This window comes from Micromonospora sp. NPDC000089, from assembly GCF_042899365.1.
Lineage (GTDB): Bacteria > Actinomycetota > Actinomycetes > Mycobacteriales > Micromonosporaceae > Micromonospora.
The window spans coordinates 1-15,979 of sequence record NZ_JBIAZT010000017.1 but is presented as its reverse complement, the minus strand read 5'-3'; the positions used below and the strand labels follow the sequence as shown (position 1 = coordinate 15,979).

The 15,979-nt window shown below is 75.0% G+C and carries 16 protein-coding genes; 10 read left to right on the top strand and 6 right to left on the bottom strand.

The window, feature by feature from the left end; genetic code table 11:
• Positions 1 to 28 precede the first annotated feature (28 nt).
• Entirely contained in the window at positions 29 to 757 is a 729-nt protein-coding gene (locus tag ACFY3U_RS24045; protein ID WP_387205598.1) for an SDR family oxidoreductase, read from the bottom strand.
• A 79-nt stretch (positions 758 to 836) separates the two neighbouring features.
• On the opposite strand from ACFY3U_RS24045, the gene ACFY3U_RS24040 reads away from it, so the two are divergent.
• From ACFY3U_RS24040 to ACFY3U_RS24030, 3 genes are all read left to right on the top strand, one after another.
• The gene (locus ACFY3U_RS24040; RefSeq protein ID WP_387205596.1) at positions 837 to 1,670 is read left to right on the top strand and encodes a patatin-like phospholipase family protein; all 834 of its coding nucleotides are present in this window, start codon (positions 837 to 839) and stop codon (positions 1,668 to 1,670) included.
• A 56-nt stretch (positions 1,671 to 1,726) separates the two neighbouring features.
• On the top strand, positions 1,727 to 2,179 hold the full coding sequence (locus ACFY3U_RS24035) for a peroxiredoxin (protein ID WP_387205594.1): 453 nt from the start codon (positions 1,727 to 1,729) through the stop codon (positions 2,177 to 2,179).
• A 70-nt stretch (positions 2,180 to 2,249) separates the two neighbouring features.
• The gene (locus ACFY3U_RS24030) at positions 2,250 to 2,948 is read left to right on the top strand and encodes a hypothetical protein (RefSeq protein ID WP_387205592.1); all 699 of its coding nucleotides are present in this window, start codon (positions 2,250 to 2,252) and stop codon (positions 2,946 to 2,948) included.
• An 85-nt stretch (positions 2,949 to 3,033) separates the two neighbouring features.
• On the opposite strand, the gene cydB is transcribed toward ACFY3U_RS24030, so the two are convergent.
• Both cydB and ACFY3U_RS24020 read right to left on the bottom strand, forming a co-directional pair.
• Positions 3,034 to 4,032 carry a cytochrome d ubiquinol oxidase subunit II gene (gene cydB / locus ACFY3U_RS24025; protein ID WP_387205590.1) on the bottom strand — a complete coding sequence of 333 codons (999 nt, stop codon included), beginning with the start codon at positions 4,030 to 4,032 and terminating at the stop codon, positions 3,034 to 3,036.
• 14 nt (positions 4,033 to 4,046) lie between these two features.
• Entirely contained in the window at positions 4,047 to 5,462 is a 1,416-nt protein-coding gene (locus ACFY3U_RS24020; protein WP_387205588.1) for a cytochrome ubiquinol oxidase subunit I, read from the bottom strand.
• Positions 5,463 to 5,636: 174 nt separating this feature from the next.
• On the opposite strand from ACFY3U_RS24020, the gene ACFY3U_RS24015 reads away from it, so the two are divergent.
• The 5 genes from ACFY3U_RS24015 (at position 5,637) to ACFY3U_RS23995 (ending at position 10,324) form a co-directional block, all read left to right on the top strand.
• A complete protein-coding gene (locus ACFY3U_RS24015; protein WP_387205586.1) occupies positions 5,637 to 6,407 on the top strand; it encodes a lysophospholipid acyltransferase family protein in 771 nt (256 codons plus the stop codon).
• A gap of 45 nt (positions 6,408 to 6,452) precedes the next feature.
• Complete coding sequence (locus tag ACFY3U_RS24010; RefSeq protein ID WP_387205585.1) at positions 6,453 to 7,295, top strand: SDR family NAD(P)-dependent oxidoreductase; 843 nt, start codon at positions 6,453 to 6,455, stop codon at positions 7,293 to 7,295.
• Positions 7,296 to 7,394: 99 nt separating this feature from the next.
• Positions 7,395 to 8,162, top strand: coding sequence for a glycerophosphodiester phosphodiesterase (locus tag ACFY3U_RS24005; RefSeq protein WP_387205583.1), 768 nt, complete (start codon positions 7,395 to 7,397; stop codon positions 8,160 to 8,162).
• A gap of 17 nt (positions 8,163 to 8,179) precedes the next feature.
• On the top strand, positions 8,180 to 9,565 hold the full coding sequence (locus ACFY3U_RS24000) for an MFS transporter (protein WP_387205581.1): 1,386 nt from the start codon (positions 8,180 to 8,182) through the stop codon (positions 9,563 to 9,565).
• Positions 9,566 to 9,607: 42 nt separating this feature from the next.
• Entirely contained in the window at positions 9,608 to 10,324 is a 717-nt protein-coding gene (locus ACFY3U_RS23995; RefSeq protein ID WP_387205579.1) for a thymidine kinase, read from the top strand.
• Positions 10,325 to 10,339: 15 nt separating this feature from the next.
• Here ACFY3U_RS23995 and ACFY3U_RS23990 read toward each other — a convergent pair whose 3' ends face one another.
• Positions 10,340 to 10,798, bottom strand: a complete 459-nt coding sequence (locus ACFY3U_RS23990; protein WP_387205578.1) for a hypothetical protein — start codon at positions 10,796 to 10,798, stop codon at positions 10,340 to 10,342.
• 111 nt (positions 10,799 to 10,909) lie between these two features.
• On the opposite strand from ACFY3U_RS23990, the gene ACFY3U_RS23985 reads away from it, so the two are divergent.
• On the top strand, positions 10,910 to 12,616 hold the full coding sequence (locus tag ACFY3U_RS23985) for an acyl-CoA dehydrogenase family protein (protein ID WP_387205576.1): 1,707 nt from the start codon (positions 10,910 to 10,912) through the stop codon (positions 12,614 to 12,616).
• A gap of 12 nt (positions 12,617 to 12,628) precedes the next feature.
• A complete protein-coding gene (locus ACFY3U_RS23980) occupies positions 12,629 to 13,828 on the top strand; it encodes a hypothetical protein (RefSeq protein ID WP_387205574.1) in 1,200 nt (399 codons plus the stop codon).
• Between the two features lie 99 nt (positions 13,829 to 13,927).
• Here ACFY3U_RS23980 and ACFY3U_RS23975 read toward each other — a convergent pair whose 3' ends face one another.
• Positions 13,928 to 14,773 carry an LLM class flavin-dependent oxidoreductase gene (locus tag ACFY3U_RS23975; protein WP_387205572.1) on the bottom strand — a complete coding sequence of 282 codons (846 nt, stop codon included), beginning with the start codon at positions 14,771 to 14,773 and terminating at the stop codon, positions 13,928 to 13,930.
• Between the two features lie 33 nt (positions 14,774 to 14,806).
• Positions 14,807 to 15,805 carry a tyrosine-type recombinase/integrase gene (locus ACFY3U_RS23970; RefSeq protein ID WP_387205570.1) on the bottom strand — a complete coding sequence of 333 codons (999 nt, stop codon included), beginning with the start codon at positions 15,803 to 15,805 and terminating at the stop codon, positions 14,807 to 14,809.
• Between the last annotated feature and the right edge of the window lie 174 nt (positions 15,806 to 15,979).

Sequence of the window (15,979 nt, the reverse complement as noted above, 5' to 3'; positions counted from 1 at the left end):
GCGGATCGGCTCCGGGCCGCCGTGCTGTCTACAGGCCGCCGGCGACGCGCAGCACGGCGCCGGTGGTGTAGGTGGCGTCGGGGCCGAGCAGCCAGGCGACGGCGCCGGCGACCTCGTCGGGTTCGCCGGCGCGGCCGAGTGGGATGCGGCCGACGGCGGTGTCGGCGCGGTCGGGTACGCCGGAGTCGGCGTGGATGTCGGTGCGGATGATGCCGGGGGCGACGGCGTTGACCCGGATGCCGCGGGGGGCGAGCTCCTTGGCGAGGCCGATGGTGAGGGTGTCGGTGGCGGCCTTGACGGCGGCGTAGTGGATGTACTCCCCCGGGCTGCCCAGGGTGGCGGCGGCGGAGGAGATGTTGACGATGGCGCCGCCGCGGTCGAGGCGGCGGGCGGCCTGTTGGGCGCAGAGGACGTACCCGATGAGGTTGACGTCGACGACCCGGCGCAGGTCGTCGGCGCGCAGGTCGGTGAAGGGGCCGATGAGGCTGGTGACGCCGGCGTTGTTGACCAGTGCGGTGAGCGGGCCGAGCTCGGCGGCGGTGTCGAAGAGGTGCTGGACCTGGTCGGGGTCGGTGGTGTCGGCGGGTACGGCGACGGCCTGGTTGCCGTGTTCGCGGAGGTCGTCGAGGACGCGGGCGGCGGCGGTGTGGTCGCGTCGGTAGGCGATGGCGATGTGGTGGCCGGCGGCGGCGAGCCGGCGGGCGGTGGCGGCGCCGATGCCGCGGCTGCCGCCGGTGATGACGGTGACCGGTTTCAATGGTCCACTCCCCCCGTTGTGGTGGCTGCCGACGTTACCGTCTCGGGGACGGGTCGGGGTGTGCGAAGGGTGGTCGGCGATGGTACGGGCGTTGGTGCTGGGTGGCGGCGGGGTGACCGGGGTGGCCTGGGAGTGGGGGGTGGTGGCGGGGCTGGCGGAGCGGGGGGTGGTGCTGGCGGAAGCGGAGCTGGTGGTGGGCACGTCGGCGGGTTCGGTGGTGGGTGCGCAGTTGTGTTCGGGACGGCCGGTGGCGGAGTCGTACGAGCGGCAGTTGGCGCCGGCGGACGGTGAGCTGGCGGCGCGGTTCGGGGTGGCGGCGGTGGCGCGGTTGGTGTGGGCGGGTGGTCGGGGGCGGGACGCGGTGCGGGCGCGGGCCCGGGTGGGGGCGATGGCGTTGGCGGCGGGTACGCCGTCGGAGGCGTCGCGGCGGGCGGTGATCGAGGCGCGGTTGCCGGTGCACCAGTGGCCGGCGCGGCGGTTGCTGGTGACGGCGGTGGATGCGGTGTCGGGTGGGTTCGTGGTGTTCGACGCCGGTAGTGGGGTGTCGTTGGTGGATGCGGTGGGGGCGAGTTGCGCGGTGCCGGGGGTGTGGCCGCCGGTGACGATCGGTGACCGCCGGTATGTGGATGGTGGGGTGCGGTCGGCGGTGAACGCGGATCTGGCGCGGGGTGCGGGGTCGGTGGTGGTGTTGGCGCCGACGACGGCGTCGTTCGGGTCGATGCCGCGGTTGTCGGCGCAGGTGGCGGCGTTGCGGCGGTGGGGTGCGCGGGTGGTGGTGGTGTCGCCGGATCGGGCGGCGCGGGCGGCGATTGGTCGGAACGTGTTGGATCCGGCGCGGCGGGCGGGGGCGGCTCGGGCGGGGTTCGCGCAGGCGGGGTCGGCGGTGGAGGAGGTGGCGGCGGTGTGGGGGTGATCGCCTAGGCTCCGCGCGTCGGGTTCGCGGTCGGGTGGTGGAGGTGCGTGGTGGGCGTGAGCGTGGGTGACCTGGTCGAGGATTTCGTGTTGCCGGATGAGACGGGTGCGCCGCGGCGGCTGTCGGAGTTGGTGGCGGCGGGGCCGGTGGTGGTGTTCTTCTATCCGGCGGCGATGACCCGGGGGTGTACGGCGGAGAGTTGTCATTTCCGGGATCTGGCGGCGGAGTTCGCGGCGGTGGGTGCGTCTCGGGTGGGGATCAGTCGGGATCCGGTGGCGAAGCAGGCGGAGTTCTCGCGCCGGCACGGGTTCGACTTTCCGTTGTTGTCGGACTCCGACGGGTCGGTGGCGGAGGCGTTCGGGGTGCGGCGGCGGTTGCCGTTGGGGCCGTTGAGCATGCGGCGGATGACGTTCGTGATCGGTTCGGATCGGCGGGTGCTCGGGGTGGTGCACAGCGAGTTGGACATGAACGGTCACGCGGATCAGGCGTTGCGGATCCTCGGGGGTTGATCTTCCGTCGGCGGTGGCGGCCTGGTATCAAGGCAGGAATCAAACAGGTGTACGACGGAAGAGGGCTGTGATGGCGGGCCAGGGTTTGTCCACTGACGAGGTGCGGAGCATCCGGGAGGCGCTGGCGGCGGGTCGTAAGCCCCGGGTGGTGTTCACCGCCTCGGCGGGTCAGGTGGCCGGGCAGGTGGGTCAGGTGGTGGGGCTGACCGATCCGGAGGTGTCGGACGAGTTCGTGGTGGTGCGGTTCGGTCGGGACGAGTTGCCGTTCTCCCCCGCCGACGTGGCGGTGGCGCCGCGGGGCGCGGGTCGTAAGCCGGCGCCGGAGCCGGTGGCCGAGGAGCCGGCCGCGCCGGCCGCGCCGGCCGCGCCGGCGGAGCCGGAGTTCGTGTTGGACACGCCGCGGGTGCCGGCGCCGCGTCGGGAGGAGCCGAGGGTGGAGCAGCAGGCGGAGGCGAAGCCGGCGGCGCGGCGGGCGGTGAAGGCGGTGAAGCCGAAGGGTCCGGCGGGGTTGACGGTGACCCTGGCGTACGCGGACGGTGAGTGGACGGTGGCGGCGCAGCAGGGTGCGAAGGCGTTGGCGAAGCCGTATGTGGTGAAGCCGGCGGAGGCGTTGCGGATGGTGGCGTTGGTGGACGTGCCGGGGGTGCAGGAGGCGGTGGAGCAGATCCTGTCGGCGGAGCGGGCGGAGGCGGAGCAGCAGGCGGACAAGTTGCGCGCGGAGTTGGCGGAGATCGAGGCGCGCCTGGCGGAGCTGCGCGAGGCCCGCTGAGGTGATCTGCCGCGGACGCCCAGCGGGGCCGGTGCGACCCCCTCGCACCGGCCCCGCTTCCCCTCGCGCCCCTCATGCGCGTCAATCAGTGCTGCGGGATGTTCTGTACCCCGATTCGGCGGCGGAACACCCAGTAGGTCCAACCTTGGTAGGCGAGCACGATCGGGGTGAACACCACGGCCACCCAGGTCATGATCTTCAGGGTGTACGGGGTGGACGCGGCGTTGGTGGCGGTGAGCGTGCCGGCGGCGTCCAGGGTCGAGGGCATGACGTTGGGGAACAGCGCCGCGAACAGGGTCGCCACGGCCAGCGCGATGGCCACGGCGGTGCCGGTGAACGCCCAGCCCTCCCGGCGTACCCGGGCGGCGGCCAGGCCGGCGACCAGGGCGAGGGCGGCGCCGACGGCGAGCACGACGGCGGCGGCGCTGGAGCGGATGGTGAGCGTCCAGGTCAGGAAGGCCACCGCCACCACGGCGGTGCCGACGCCGAGCTTGACGGCCAGGGCGCCGGCGCGCTCACGGATGTCGCCGGTGGTCTTCAGGGCGATGAACACCGCGCCGTGGGTGAGGAAGAGAGCGAGGGTGGTCAGGCCGCCGAGCAGGGCGTACGGGTGCAGCAGGTCGAGCAGGCCGCCGACGTACTCGTGGTCGGCGTCCAGGGGCACGCCGCGCAGGATGTTGGCGAAGGCGACGCCCCAGAGGAACGCCGGCAGCAGCGAGCCGAAGAAGATGGCGGCGTCCCAGCGGCGCTTCCAGGCGGCCTCGGGGCGCTTGTGGCGGTATTCGAAGGCGACGCCGCGGGCGATCAGGGCGAGCAGGATGAGCAGCAGCGGCAGGTAGAAGCCGGAGAAGAGGGTGGCGTACCACTCGGGGAAGGCGGCGAACATGGCGCCGCCGGCGGTGATCAGCCAGACCTCGTTGCCGTCCCAGACCGGGCCGATGGTGTTGATCAGGACGCGGCGTTCCCGGTCGTCGCGGCCGAGGACGGGCAGCAGCATGCCGACGCCGAAGTCGAAGCCTTCGAGGATGAAGTAGCCGGTGAACAGCACGGCCACGAGCAGAAACCAGATGGTGGTCAGTTCCACGGGAGGCTCCGGGGTCAGTAGGCGAAGGCGAGCGGACGCTCGGCGTCGTCGCTGTCGTCGGTGGGCGTGGTGTCGGTGGTGACGTCGGGTACGCCGGCGCGGGCGTAGCGCAGCAGCAGTTTGACCTCGATGACGGCGAGGGTGGCGTAGATGAGGGTGAACGCGGTGAACGAGGTGAGCACCTCGGCGAGGGAGACGCTGCGGGAGACGCCGTTGCGGGTGAGCATCTCGCCGAAGACGATCCAGGGCTGGCGGCCCATCTCGGTGAAGATCCAGCCGAAGGAGTTGGCCAGCAGCGGCAGCACCGGCATGGCGAGGCCGGCGCGCAGCAACCACCGGTTGGTGGGGGTGCGGCCCTTGCGCTGGCTCCAGAGCACCAGCAGGGCGATCGCGGCGGCGGCCAGCCCGAAGGCGATCATGAAGCGGAAGCTCCAGTAGGTGACCGGGATGATCGGGGTGTAGCTGCCGGGGCCGTACTGGCTGGCGTACTGGGCCTGCAGGTCGTTGATGCCGTGCACGGTGCCGTTCGGGTCGCCGGTGCCCAGGTACGACAGCAGGTAGGGGATCTTGATGGCGAAGACCTCGCGGCTGCCGTCGAGGCTGCCGACGGTGAGCACGGAGAACGAGGCGGGGCTCTCGGTGGTGTAGAGGCCTTCGGCGGCGGCCATCTTCATCGGCTGCACCTGGGTCATGATCTTGCCCTGGATGTCGCCGGTGATCAGCACGAGCGTGGAGGCGACGAGCACCACCCAGGCGCCGAACCGGGTGGCGGTCCGGTAGGCCGGGGTGTCCGGGCCGGCGGGGCGGCGCATGACGTGCCACAGGCCGACGGTGGTGACCAGTGCGCCGGCGACCAGGAACGACCCGGCGAGGGTGTGCGGGAAGGTGATCAGGGCGACCTTGTTGGTGAGCACGGCGACGAAGTCGGTCAGTTCGGCGCGACCGGTGTCGGGGTTGATCCGGAAGCCGACCGGGTTCTGCATGAACGAGTTCGCGGCGAGGATGAAGTACGCGGACAGGTTGCTGCCGATCGCGGCGGCCCAGATGCTGGCCAGGTGCAGCTTCTTGGGCAGCCGGTCCCAGCCGAAGATCCACAGCCCGATGAAGGTCGACTCCAGGAAGAACGCGACCAGGGCCTCGATGGCCAGCGGCGCGCCGAAGATGTCACCGACGAAGCGGGAGTAGTCGGACCAGTTCATGCCGAACTGGAACTCCTGCACGATGCCGGTGACCACGCCCATCGCGAAGTTGATCAGGAAGAGCTTGCCGTAGAACTTGGTGAGTTTCAGGTACTTCTCGTCGCCGGTGCGGTGCCAGCGGGTCTGCAGGATGGCGACCAGCACGGACAGGCCGATGGTCAGCGGCACGAACAGGAAGTGGTAGACGGTGGTGACACCGAACTGCCAGCGGGCGACGTCCAACGCGTCCACCTGAAACCCCCAACCATTGGTACTACGGGACGTAGTAAATACTACTGCTCGTCGTAGAGATTGCGGCAGGGTCTCCGGGCCCGAACCGGCTCGGGACCAATGACCCTGATCACCCCCGCGGGCCCCGGCGCGGGACCGCGCGCCGAGCGGCCGGCGTGGCACGATCTAGCACTGATGGACACCACCGGATGGCGACCGCCGACGCTCTGGCGGGCCGCCCAGGCCCTCGCCCGGCTGCTCGTCGGCGCGCTCGCCCGGCTGGAGGTCAGCGGCGACGTGCCGGCGCACCTGCGCGGCGGGCCGCTGATCCTGGCCGCCAACCACATCAGCCCGTTCGACCCGGTGGTGCTCGCCGCCGCCTGCCGGGCCCGCGGCGTCGCGCCCCGGTTCATGGCCACCGGTGGTCTGTTCCGCGCCCCCGTGCTGGGGTCGCTGATGCGCCGCGCCGGGCACCTGCGCGTCGACCGCGGCACCGCCGCCGTGCACCGGGCCCTCGACGACGCCGCCGCCGCGGTCACCGCCGGCTCGGTGGTGCTGGTCTACCCCGAGGGCCGCATCGGGCTCGACCCCGGCCTGTGGCCCGAGCGCGGCAAGACCGGCGCCGCCCGGCTCGCCATCGCCTGCGGCGCCCCGATCGTGCCGGTCGCCCAGTGGGGCTCCCACGAGGTGCTCCCCTACCGGGCGCCCCAGGGACTGCTGCGCGGCGTCGCCCGGGCGATCCGCCGCCGGCCGGTGGTCCGGGTCCGCTTCGGTCCCCCGCTGGACCTGCACGACCTCGACCGGCACGCCCCCGGCGCCGCCCGGCGCGGCACCGACCGGATCACCGACGCGATCACCGACACCCTGGCGCCGCTGCGCGCCGACGAACCCGACCGGCCCCGGCACGTCGACCCCGGCCGGCCGGTCGACACCAGCCGGCAGCACCACCGGCACCGGCCGGACTGACGGGTTGCCGCCGCCCCGACCGGCCGGATGTGAGACCGTCGCGGCATGAGCGAGCAGACCGTACTGATCACCGGCACGTCCACCGGCATCGGGTTGGAGATCGCCCTGGGCTGCGCCCAGGCCGGCTGGCGGACCGTGGCCACCATGCGCGACCCGGGCCGGGCGGGCACCCTACGCGAGGCCGCCGACGCCGCCGGGGTCGGCGACCTGATCGACGTACGCCGGCTCGACGTCACCGACGCCGGCCAGGTCGCCGACTGCGTTGGCGGAGTCGTCGAGGCGTACGGGCGGCTCGACGCGGTGGTCAACAACGCCGGCGCCGGGCACGTCGGCACCCTGGAACAGGAGACCCTCGACGACATCCGCGCCGTCATGGAGGTCAACTTCTTCGGGGTGCTGCAGGTCAGCCGCGCCGCCCTGCCGCACCTGCGGGCCGCCGGGGGCCGACTGGTCACCGTCAGCAGCGTCGGCGGGGTGGTCGGGCAGCCGTTCAACGAGGCGTACTGCGCGGCGAAGTTCGCCGTCGAGGGGTTCATGGAGTCGCTCACGCCGCTCGCCGCGACCGTCGGGGTGACCGTCACCCTGGTCGAGCCCGGCGCGGTGGCCAGCGAGTTCGTCGCCAACGTCCGGATCGACCGGGACACCGCCGTCGAGCGGGCCGGGGCGTACGGGCCGGCCATGCGGGCGTACCTGGAACGCAGTGCCGGCGCGTTCGCCGCCGCCCAGTCCTCCGCCGACGCCGCCGCGACCGTGGTCACCGCCGTCACCGGGCCCACCCCGCCGCCGCGGCTGCAGACCTCCGACTCCGCGCGGCAGTTCGTCGGCGTGAAACTCGCCGACCTCGACGGCAGCGCCGTCACCCGGCTCACCGGCGGCTGGCTGAGCTGACCCGAGGCTGGGGCCGGCCCGAGCGGCGACGACCACCGGACGGGCGCAGATCGCCCGCCGGTCACCCGCCGGTCACCACCGGCCGGCATACTGCCCGGCGTGCCGACCCGATACGCCTACCTCGACGGCCCCGCCCCGCTGGCCTTCGCGCACCGCGGCGGGGCCGCCGACGGCGACGAGAACACCGCCGAGGCGTTCGCCCGGGCGGTCGGCCTCGGCTACCGGTACGTGGAGACCGACGTGCACGGCACCGCCGACGGGGTGGCCGTGGTGTTCCACGACAGCACCCTGCACCGGGTCACCGGCGAACGCGGCCGGATCGCCGACCTACGCTGGGCCGACCTCGCCTCGGTGCGGGTCGGCGGCGCCGCCGTCGTACCCCGGCTCGACGAGATCCTGGAGGCCTGGCCGCAGGTCCGATTCAACATCGACGTCAAGGCCGACGGAGGCGTCGCGCCGACCGTGCGGACGGTGACCCGCGCCGGCGCCGCCGACCGGGTGCTGCTCGCCTCGTTCAGCGACGCCCGGCTCAGCAGGATGCGGACCCTCACCGAGGGGCGGGTCGCCACCAGCCTCGGCATGCGCGGGGTGGCCCGGCTGCGGCTGGCCTCCCTGCACGGCCGGCCGATGCGGCTGCCGGAGTCGGTGGTCGCCGCGCAGGTCCCGCCGCACTACGGTCGGGTGCCCGTGGTGGACCGCCGGTTCCTGGACTACTGCCACCGCCTCGGCCTGCAGGTGCATGTCTGGACGATCGACGAACCCGACCAGATGCACGACTTACTCGACCTCGGTGTGGATGGCATCATGACCGATCACGTCGGCGTGCTGCGCGACGTCTACCGCAGCCGCGGCCACTGGGCCGCCTGAGCCCACCGAGGACCGCGATGGCCGACACGGTCACCCCCACCACCGCCGACGCGCCGACCAGCACCCGCCGGGAACGCACCGGCTGGTACCTCTACGACTGGGCCAACTCGGCGTTCCAGACCACCGTGATCACGGTCTTCCTCGGCCCGTTCCTCACCACCGTCACCGAACTCGCCGCCGGCTGCCAGCTCGGCGCCGACACCTGCGACGGGTACGTGCGCCCGCTGGGCGTACGGGTCGCCGCCGGCTCGTTCTACCCGTACCTGATCTCCCTGTCGGTGTTCCTCACCGTCTTCGTGCTGCCGGTGGTCGGCGCGGTCGCCGACCGGTCGGCGCACAAGAAGCGGCTGCTGGCCGCCGCCGCGTTCACCGGCGCCGCCGCCACCGTCGCGTTCGCCTTCGTCACCGGCGAGCGGTACCTGCTCGGCGGGGCGCTGTTCCTGGTCGCGAACATCAGCTTCGGCGCGGCGATCGTCGTCTACAACTCGTTCCTGCCGCAACTGGCCGGCCCCGACGAGCGGGACGCCGTGTCCAGCCGCGGCTGGGCCATCGGCTACCTCGGCGGCGGCCTGCTGCTGGCGCTGAACCTGGTCGCGGTCACCCTGCTCAGCGAGGACGGCAACCCGCAACGCACCCTCGACCTGGCCCGCTGGTCCATCGTGTCCGCCGGCGTGTGGTGGGCGGTGTTCACCCTGGTACCGCTGCGCTGGCTGCGGGAACACCCCTCCACCGTGGCGCTGGCCGGCGGCGGGAACGTGCTCACCGACGGGTTCCGGCAACTCGGCCGGACCCTGCGGGAGATCCGGGCGTACCCGCTGACGCTGTTCTTCCTGCTCGCCTTCCTGGTCTACAACGACGGCATCCAGACCGTCATCACCCTGGCCAGCCAGTACGGCACCGAGGAGCTGCGGCTCGGGCAGAGCACCCTGATCGTGACGATCCTGCTGGTGCAGTTCCTCGCCTTCGGCGGCGCGCTGGCGCTCGGCGCGCTGGCCCGGCGGATCGGCGCCTGGAAGACGGTGCTGCTGTCGCTGGTGCTGTGGACCGGGGTGATCCTCGCCGCGTTCCGGCTGCCCGCCGAGGCGCCGCTGCCGTTCATGATCCTCGGCGGGGCGATCGGCCTGGTGCTGGGCGGCAGCCAGGCGCTGAGCCGGTCGCTGTTCAGCCAGCTCATCCCCGCCGGCCGGGAGGGCGAGTACTACGGCTTCTACGAGATCAGCGACAAGGGCACCAGCTGGCTGGGGCCGCTCGCCTTCGGCCTGGTGTTCCAGCTCACCGCCTCCTACCGGGTGGGCCTGGTCTCCCTGCTGATCTTCTTCGTGGTCGGGTTCGCGCTGCTGGCCGCCGTGCCGATCCGCCGCGCGATCGTTGCCGCCGGCAACACCCCGCCCCGGGTGCTCTGACCCGGCCGATCGGGGCGCCTCGATGGACTAGGCTGCCCCGACGTGACCGACGACGACGCTGCCACCCCCACCTGCCTGGCCCGCCCGCTCCCGGGCCCGCACGAGGGCGGGGTCGGCTGCGCCGCCGCCCGCGGCGTCGACGGGCGGCCGCTGCACGCCGCCGCGCTGAAGTTCTTCTGGGGGCCGATGGACTGCGGCAAATCCACCATGGCCCTGCAGATGAACTACAACCACGCCCGGCAGGGCCGCCGCGGCCTGGTCACCACCCGCATCGACCGGTCGCTCGGCCCGCAGGTCACCAGCCGGATCGGCCTGGCGCACACCGCCGTCGAGGTCACCGACGCACTCGACCTGCGGACGCTGGTGCGCGACACCTGGGCCGAGGGGGTCCGCGTCGACTACCTGATCTGCGACGAGGCGTCGTTCTACAACGTGGAGCACGTCGAGCAGATGGCCGAGCTGGTCGACCACTACGACGTCGACGTGTACGCGTTCGGCCTGGCCACCGACTTCCGGTCCTGCCTGTTCCCGGCCGCGCAGCGGCTGTTCGAGCTCGCCGACGAAGTGGCCCGGATCCAGATCGAGGTGCTCTGCTGGTGCGGCCGGGAGGGCCTGCTCAACGCCCGGGTCGTCGACGGCCGGGTGGTCCGCGAGGGCGCGCAGGTCGTCATCGGCGACACCGCCGACACCGCCGACGTGCGCTACCAGGTGCTCTGCCGCCGGCACTACCGCTCCGGCGACCTCGGCCCCCGCGGCTGAACGCGCCGGCCCGGGTCAGAACGGGTCGCCGCAGACCCGCCAGCCGCCCTTCTCCCGCACCACCGGCAGGGTGCGCTGCTCGCTGGCCCCGCCGTCGCGGGTGACCCGCACGACCACCTCACCGTTGGGCCGGCCGGCCTTCGTGCGCACCGACACGTCCACGATCTCGTAGCCGCTGACCACCGGCGGGGTGCGCACCCACCCGGCGAAGCCGACCTGGCTCCACCGGCTGCGGGCCTGCGCGCACAACCGCTCGTACGCCTGATCCACCTCCCCGGCGGACAGCTCCCGGAAGAACCCGTCGGCGGTCTCCCGCACCGGCCCGCTGGCCTGGGTGATCACCTGCGCGTTGTACACGCCCAACCCGGCCACCCCCACCAGGCACATGATCATCCCCAGCCCACCGAGCAGCAGGCCGGTCCGCACCGGCCGGCCACGCCGGGCCGGCCGGCGCCACCCCCCGTCCCCACCCATCACCCCCGACGGTAAGCGCCGCACCGACCAACGCGCAGGAACATCGCCCCCTGTCGCGGCCGGCCCGGCATCGTCTACCGTCGGCGCACAGAGCCCCCCCGAGGAGCAGCGATGAGCCGCTACGTGCAGCCGGTACCGACCCTGGACGACCCGTACACCGCCGACCCGCTGCTGCGCTCCTGGCTGGACCGGCAGCTCGGGCCGGACGGGCACGCCGCCGCCAAGGGGCGGCTGGCCGACCTGGCCGCCGACGTGACCGGGCCGCTGCGCGCCGCGCACGCCGACGCCGAGGCGCACCCGCCCACCCTGCTCCGCTACGACGGCTGGGGCGCCCGGGTCGACCGGATCGACACCTCCGCCGGCTGGCGGGCCCAGCGGGCCGCCGCCGCCCGGCACGCGGTGGTCGCGCTGCCCTACCTGCCCGACGCGCGCGGCACCTGGGGGGCCGCCGCGCGGGTCGTGCAGCACGCCCTGCTGCACCTGTACGGCCCGGAGTCGGCCACCTTCTCCTGCCCGGTGGCGATGGCCGACGGCGCCGCCGCCCTGCTCAGCCTGCCCGAGGTCGACCCGGGCGTGCGGGACGCCTGGCTGCCCCGGCTCACCAGCGTCGACCCGGACACCGCGGTGGTCAGCGGCCAGTGGATGACCGAGTCGACCGGCGGCTCCGACCTGTCCCGCTCCACCACCACCGGCCGGCCCGCCGCCGACGGGTCGTGGCGACTGACCGGGGAGAAGTGGTTCTGCTCCGCCGCCGACGCGCCGATCGCGGTGGCGCTGGCCCGGCCCGACGGCGCCGGCCGGGGCAGCCGGGTGCTCGCCCCGTTCCTGGTGCCCCGCTACGCAGCCGACTCACCGCTGGCCGGGGCGAGCGCCGCCGCCGACTCCCCCGCCCCCGGGGTGACCGTGCACCGGCTCAAGGACAAGCTCGGCACCCGAGCGCTGCCCACCGCCGAGATCGGGCTGCGCGACGCGTACGCGCTGCCGCTGGGCGACCCCGCCGTGCCCGGTCTGGCGCGGGCGATGACCCTGGTGGTGGTGACCCGGGTGCACAACGCGTCCGCCGCGGCGTCCGGGATGCGCCGCGGCCTCGCGTACGCCCGGGCGTACGCGGGGGCCCGGCACGTCGCCGGCGGGGCGCTCGCCGACCACCCGCTGCACCGGGCCACCCTGGGCGCCCTGGCGGTCGACGCGGCCGGCGCGTTCGCTCTGGCCGGGCACGCGTTCGCGCTGCTCGGCCGGGTCGAGGTGGGTGCCGACCCGGACGCGGTGGCTGAGCTGCGGATCGTCGCGCCGCTGGCCAAGCTGGCCACCGGGCGGCTCGCGGTGTCCTCGGCCGCCGAGTACGTGGAGGCGTTCGGCGGCGCCGGCTACGTGGAGGACACCGGGGTGCCGCGGCTGCTGCGCGACGCCCAGGTGCTGCCGATCTGGGAGGGCACCACCAACGTGCTGGCCCTGGACGTGCTGCGCGCGGTGGCCCGGGAGGACGCCGGCCGGCCGCTGCTGCGCCGCCTGGCCGCCGCCACCGACCTGGCCCGGCCGCTGTCCCCGGCGCTCGCCGACACCCTGGCCGAGGTCACCGGGCAGCTGCGGGACGCGCTCGCCGAGGTCACCGCCGACCCCGGAACCGGCGCGGTGCTGGCCGGCGCCCGCGGGCTGGCGCTGCGGATGGCGTACGCGCTCGCGGCGGCGCTGCTGGTCGAGCACGCCGCGTGGGGCGACGACCAGGCCGAGCTGGCCGCCCGGCTGTGGGCGCGGCGGTGGCTGCGGCACGAGGACGTCGCCGTCGACGCGCACCACCACCTCGACCTGCTCGGCTGACCCACCGGCGCGATGACCGAGCCGCTGATCGAGCTGGGCGACACCCGGGACGAGCCCCAGCCCCGACGCCGCCCGCCGCCCCACCGGGCGCCGGGCGGGTGGGTGCGGCTGCTGAGCGTGCTGCTGGCCTGCGCGCTGCTCGCCGGCTCCGCCCCGCCCGCCGTACCGGCGACCGTCGCCGGGCCGCCGGTGCCGCCCGGGGGCAGCCTGCTGGTCACCGACGCGACGCTGCTGGTCGTGGACCCGGCCACCGCGCCGCCGACCATGTCCGCGTACGACGTCACCGCGCCCGACGGGCCGCCCCGGTGGCGTCACCGGGTCGCCCCGGCCGGCGGCTGGGTCGCCGAGGCCGCCGGTGACCTGCTGCTGATCGGCGAGCGGGACGCGCTGGGCCGGGTGCTGACCACCACCGCCCGCTCCGCGCGCACCGGCGACGCCCGCTGGCGGCGCGCCGACCGGGTGCACGCGTCCGACGGCGGCGCGGTCGGGGTCACCGAGTCGCGCAGCGTGCTGGACCCGGGCCGGCGGGTCGAGGGCGCCGTCCGCGGCGTCGACCTCGCCGACGGGCGCAACCGCTGGACCATGCCGATCCCGTCGACGGCCGTGGTGCAGCTACCACCGGGCACCGGGCGGCTGCTGGTGGTGCACGACAGCGGGGTGGTGCGGCTGCATGACCTGCGCGACGGCGCGCCGGTGGCGCAGGGGCGGCTCCCACCCGCCGACTACGCGCCGGACAACCCGCAGGTGATCGGCGGCCGGCTGGTGCTGCGCCACCCGACGCCCGGCGGGCCGGTCGTCGCCGGGTACGACCTGCCCGGGCTGACCCGCCGCTGGCAGGCGCCGGTCGGCGCCGGCGAGGTGACCGTGTCCGGCTGCGACGGGCTGGTCTGCGTGCACGACCAGCAGGGCCGGCGGGCGCTGCTGCCCGGCACCGGCGCGCCTGCGTGGACGTGGCCGGCCGGTGGGATGTGGCGGGCCGTCCCGCCCGCCCGGCCCGACCACCCGGGCCCGGCGCTGCTGCTGCGGCCCGCCGCCGACGGCGACCGGCGGCTCGTCGCGGTGGCCGACCGGTCCGGGGTACGCGTCGGCGGGGTGCTGCCGGCCGGCGCCACCGGCTGCCGGGCGGTGCCGGCCGGCCTGGTCTGCCGGGCGCCCGGCGGCCGGGTGGCGCTGTGGTCCCCGACCTCCTGGTCGGCCCCGACCCGCCGCTGACCCCGGCCGGCCTCAACGCCTCACCGACCCCGGGCGGCGTCGGCAGGCTGTCGGCCACGGCGCGCCTCCGTGTCCGTCGCGCCGGCGGGTCGACCGGGGTCAGCGCAGTGGGCCGCGGGCCACCGCGGCGCGCATCGCCGCCGGGTCGCCGGCCTTGACGAACTCCAACCACCAGGTGGCCCCTGCCTGCGCCACAGCGGCCAGGTGGGCCCGCTCGGCGCGCTCGTCGGCGCGGCGCCGCCGGCCGCCGACCGCCACGTCGAACGGCTCACCGTCGGCCCGGGTCGCCGGCAGCGCCACCACCAGGTCGTGCACCTCGTCCGGGGTGAGGTCGGCCCAGTCGGTGGTGTCGGTGAGCTTGTACGGCACGATGCCGTCGGCCCGGGCGGCCCGGCGCAGCACCGCCTTCGCCTGGGTGCTCCCGCCCACCCACACCGGCACCCGGGGCGACTGCACCGGCGCGGGCCGCAGCGCCACCCCGTCGGCGCGGTAGTGGGCACCGACGTGCGCCACCCGCTCGCCGGAGAGCAGGCCGACCAGCACGTCCAGGCCCTCGTCGAGCATCGCCGCCCGGGTCTTCAGGTCGGTCTGTTCGCCGAACGCGGCCATCCCCCGGTCGCCGGGGTCACCGACGCCGACGGCGACGCGTGCCCGCCCGGCCGACAGGTGGTCGAGGGTGAGTGCCTCCCGGGCCAGCTTCGCCGGCCGACGCCGGGGCAGGCCGGTCACCGTGGTGCCGAGCATGACCCGGTCAGTCCGCGCCGCGATGGTCGCCAGCAGCAGCCACGGGTCGTAGGTCGGTGGGTCGTCGCCGTCGTAGTGGATCAGGTAGTCCTCGAAGAACACCCCGTCCCAGCCGGACCGCTCGGCGAGCTCGCCGAGCTCGACCAGCAAGGCCGCGGTCATCCCGGGGCCGCCGCAGCAGATCTCCAGTCCGTGTCGCACGCCGGCCACCGTAGCGGCGGGCACCGACAGCCGTCAGCCGCGCCGACGGGCCCGGGCCGCCCAGATCACGTACGCCGGGTCGCGGTCGAGGTTGTGCCGGTCCCGGTCGTACCGGCGGGTGGTGCGCGGGTCGGCGTGCCCCATCGCGTCCTGCACGTCCTCCAGCGGCACCCCCTCGGCGCGGGCGGTGGTGGCGAAGGCGTGCCGCAGCGAGTGCGGGGACAGCTTCGCCGCGGCGGGAATGCCGGCGGCCAGCGCCAACCGGCGGACCAGCCGGAACACCGAGTGCCGGTCGAGCCGCCCGCCGGTGGTGGTGACCAGCAGCGGCCCGGTCAGCGCGTCCACCCCGACGCCCTGGGCGGCGGCCCGGTCGGCGAGGTACGCGTCCACTGCGTACGCGGTGCCGGGGGTGAGCGCGCGGCGGCGGGGCTTGCCGCCCTTGCCGACGAACCGGACGCTGCGGTGCCCCCGCTCGGCGCCGAGGTCGTCGAGGTCGAGCGAGACCAGCTCACCGACGCGCAGGCCCAGGTCGGCGAGGAGGGCGACGGCGGCCCGGTTGCGGGCGGCGGTCGGGCCGGTGTCGGCCTCCGCCGCGGCCAGCAGCCGGTCCACCTCCTCCGGGGTGAGCCCGACCGTCGCCGAGTGGTCGCGGTCGATGCGGGGCCGGTCCGCGCCGGAGACCGGGTTCGCGTCGACGGCCCGCAGCTTGACCAGGAACTCGTACCAGCTGGACAGGGCGGAAAGCTTGCGGGCCACCGTGGCGGGGGTGAGCGGCCGGCCGCTGCGGGCGCCCACCGTGGACTCCAGGTGCCGGGCGTACGCGTTGACGTCGAGGAAGTTCGCGGCCAGCGGGTCCAACCGCAGGCCGTCGCACCAGGCCAGCCAGCCGGCGACGTCCCGCCGGTACGCGTCGCGGGTGTGCTCCGACAGCCTCCGGTTACGCAGCCACGCCTCGGTGAAGTCGACCGGGGCGCTGGGCAGGGCGGGCCGGCCGGGCGCGCGTGACAGGACCGGGACGTCGGAGCGAAGCATGTGAGAAAGGCTCTCAGTCGGCGCGCCGATTGGCCACCAGGCGCGCCGGGGCCGCCGGGGGGGGGGGGGGGGGCCCGGGGGGGGCCCCCGCCGCCGGCGCCCGGGGGGGGGGGGGGGGGCCGGGGGGCGGGGGGGCGGGGGGGGCGGGGGGCCGGCGCGGGGGGGGCCCCCCGG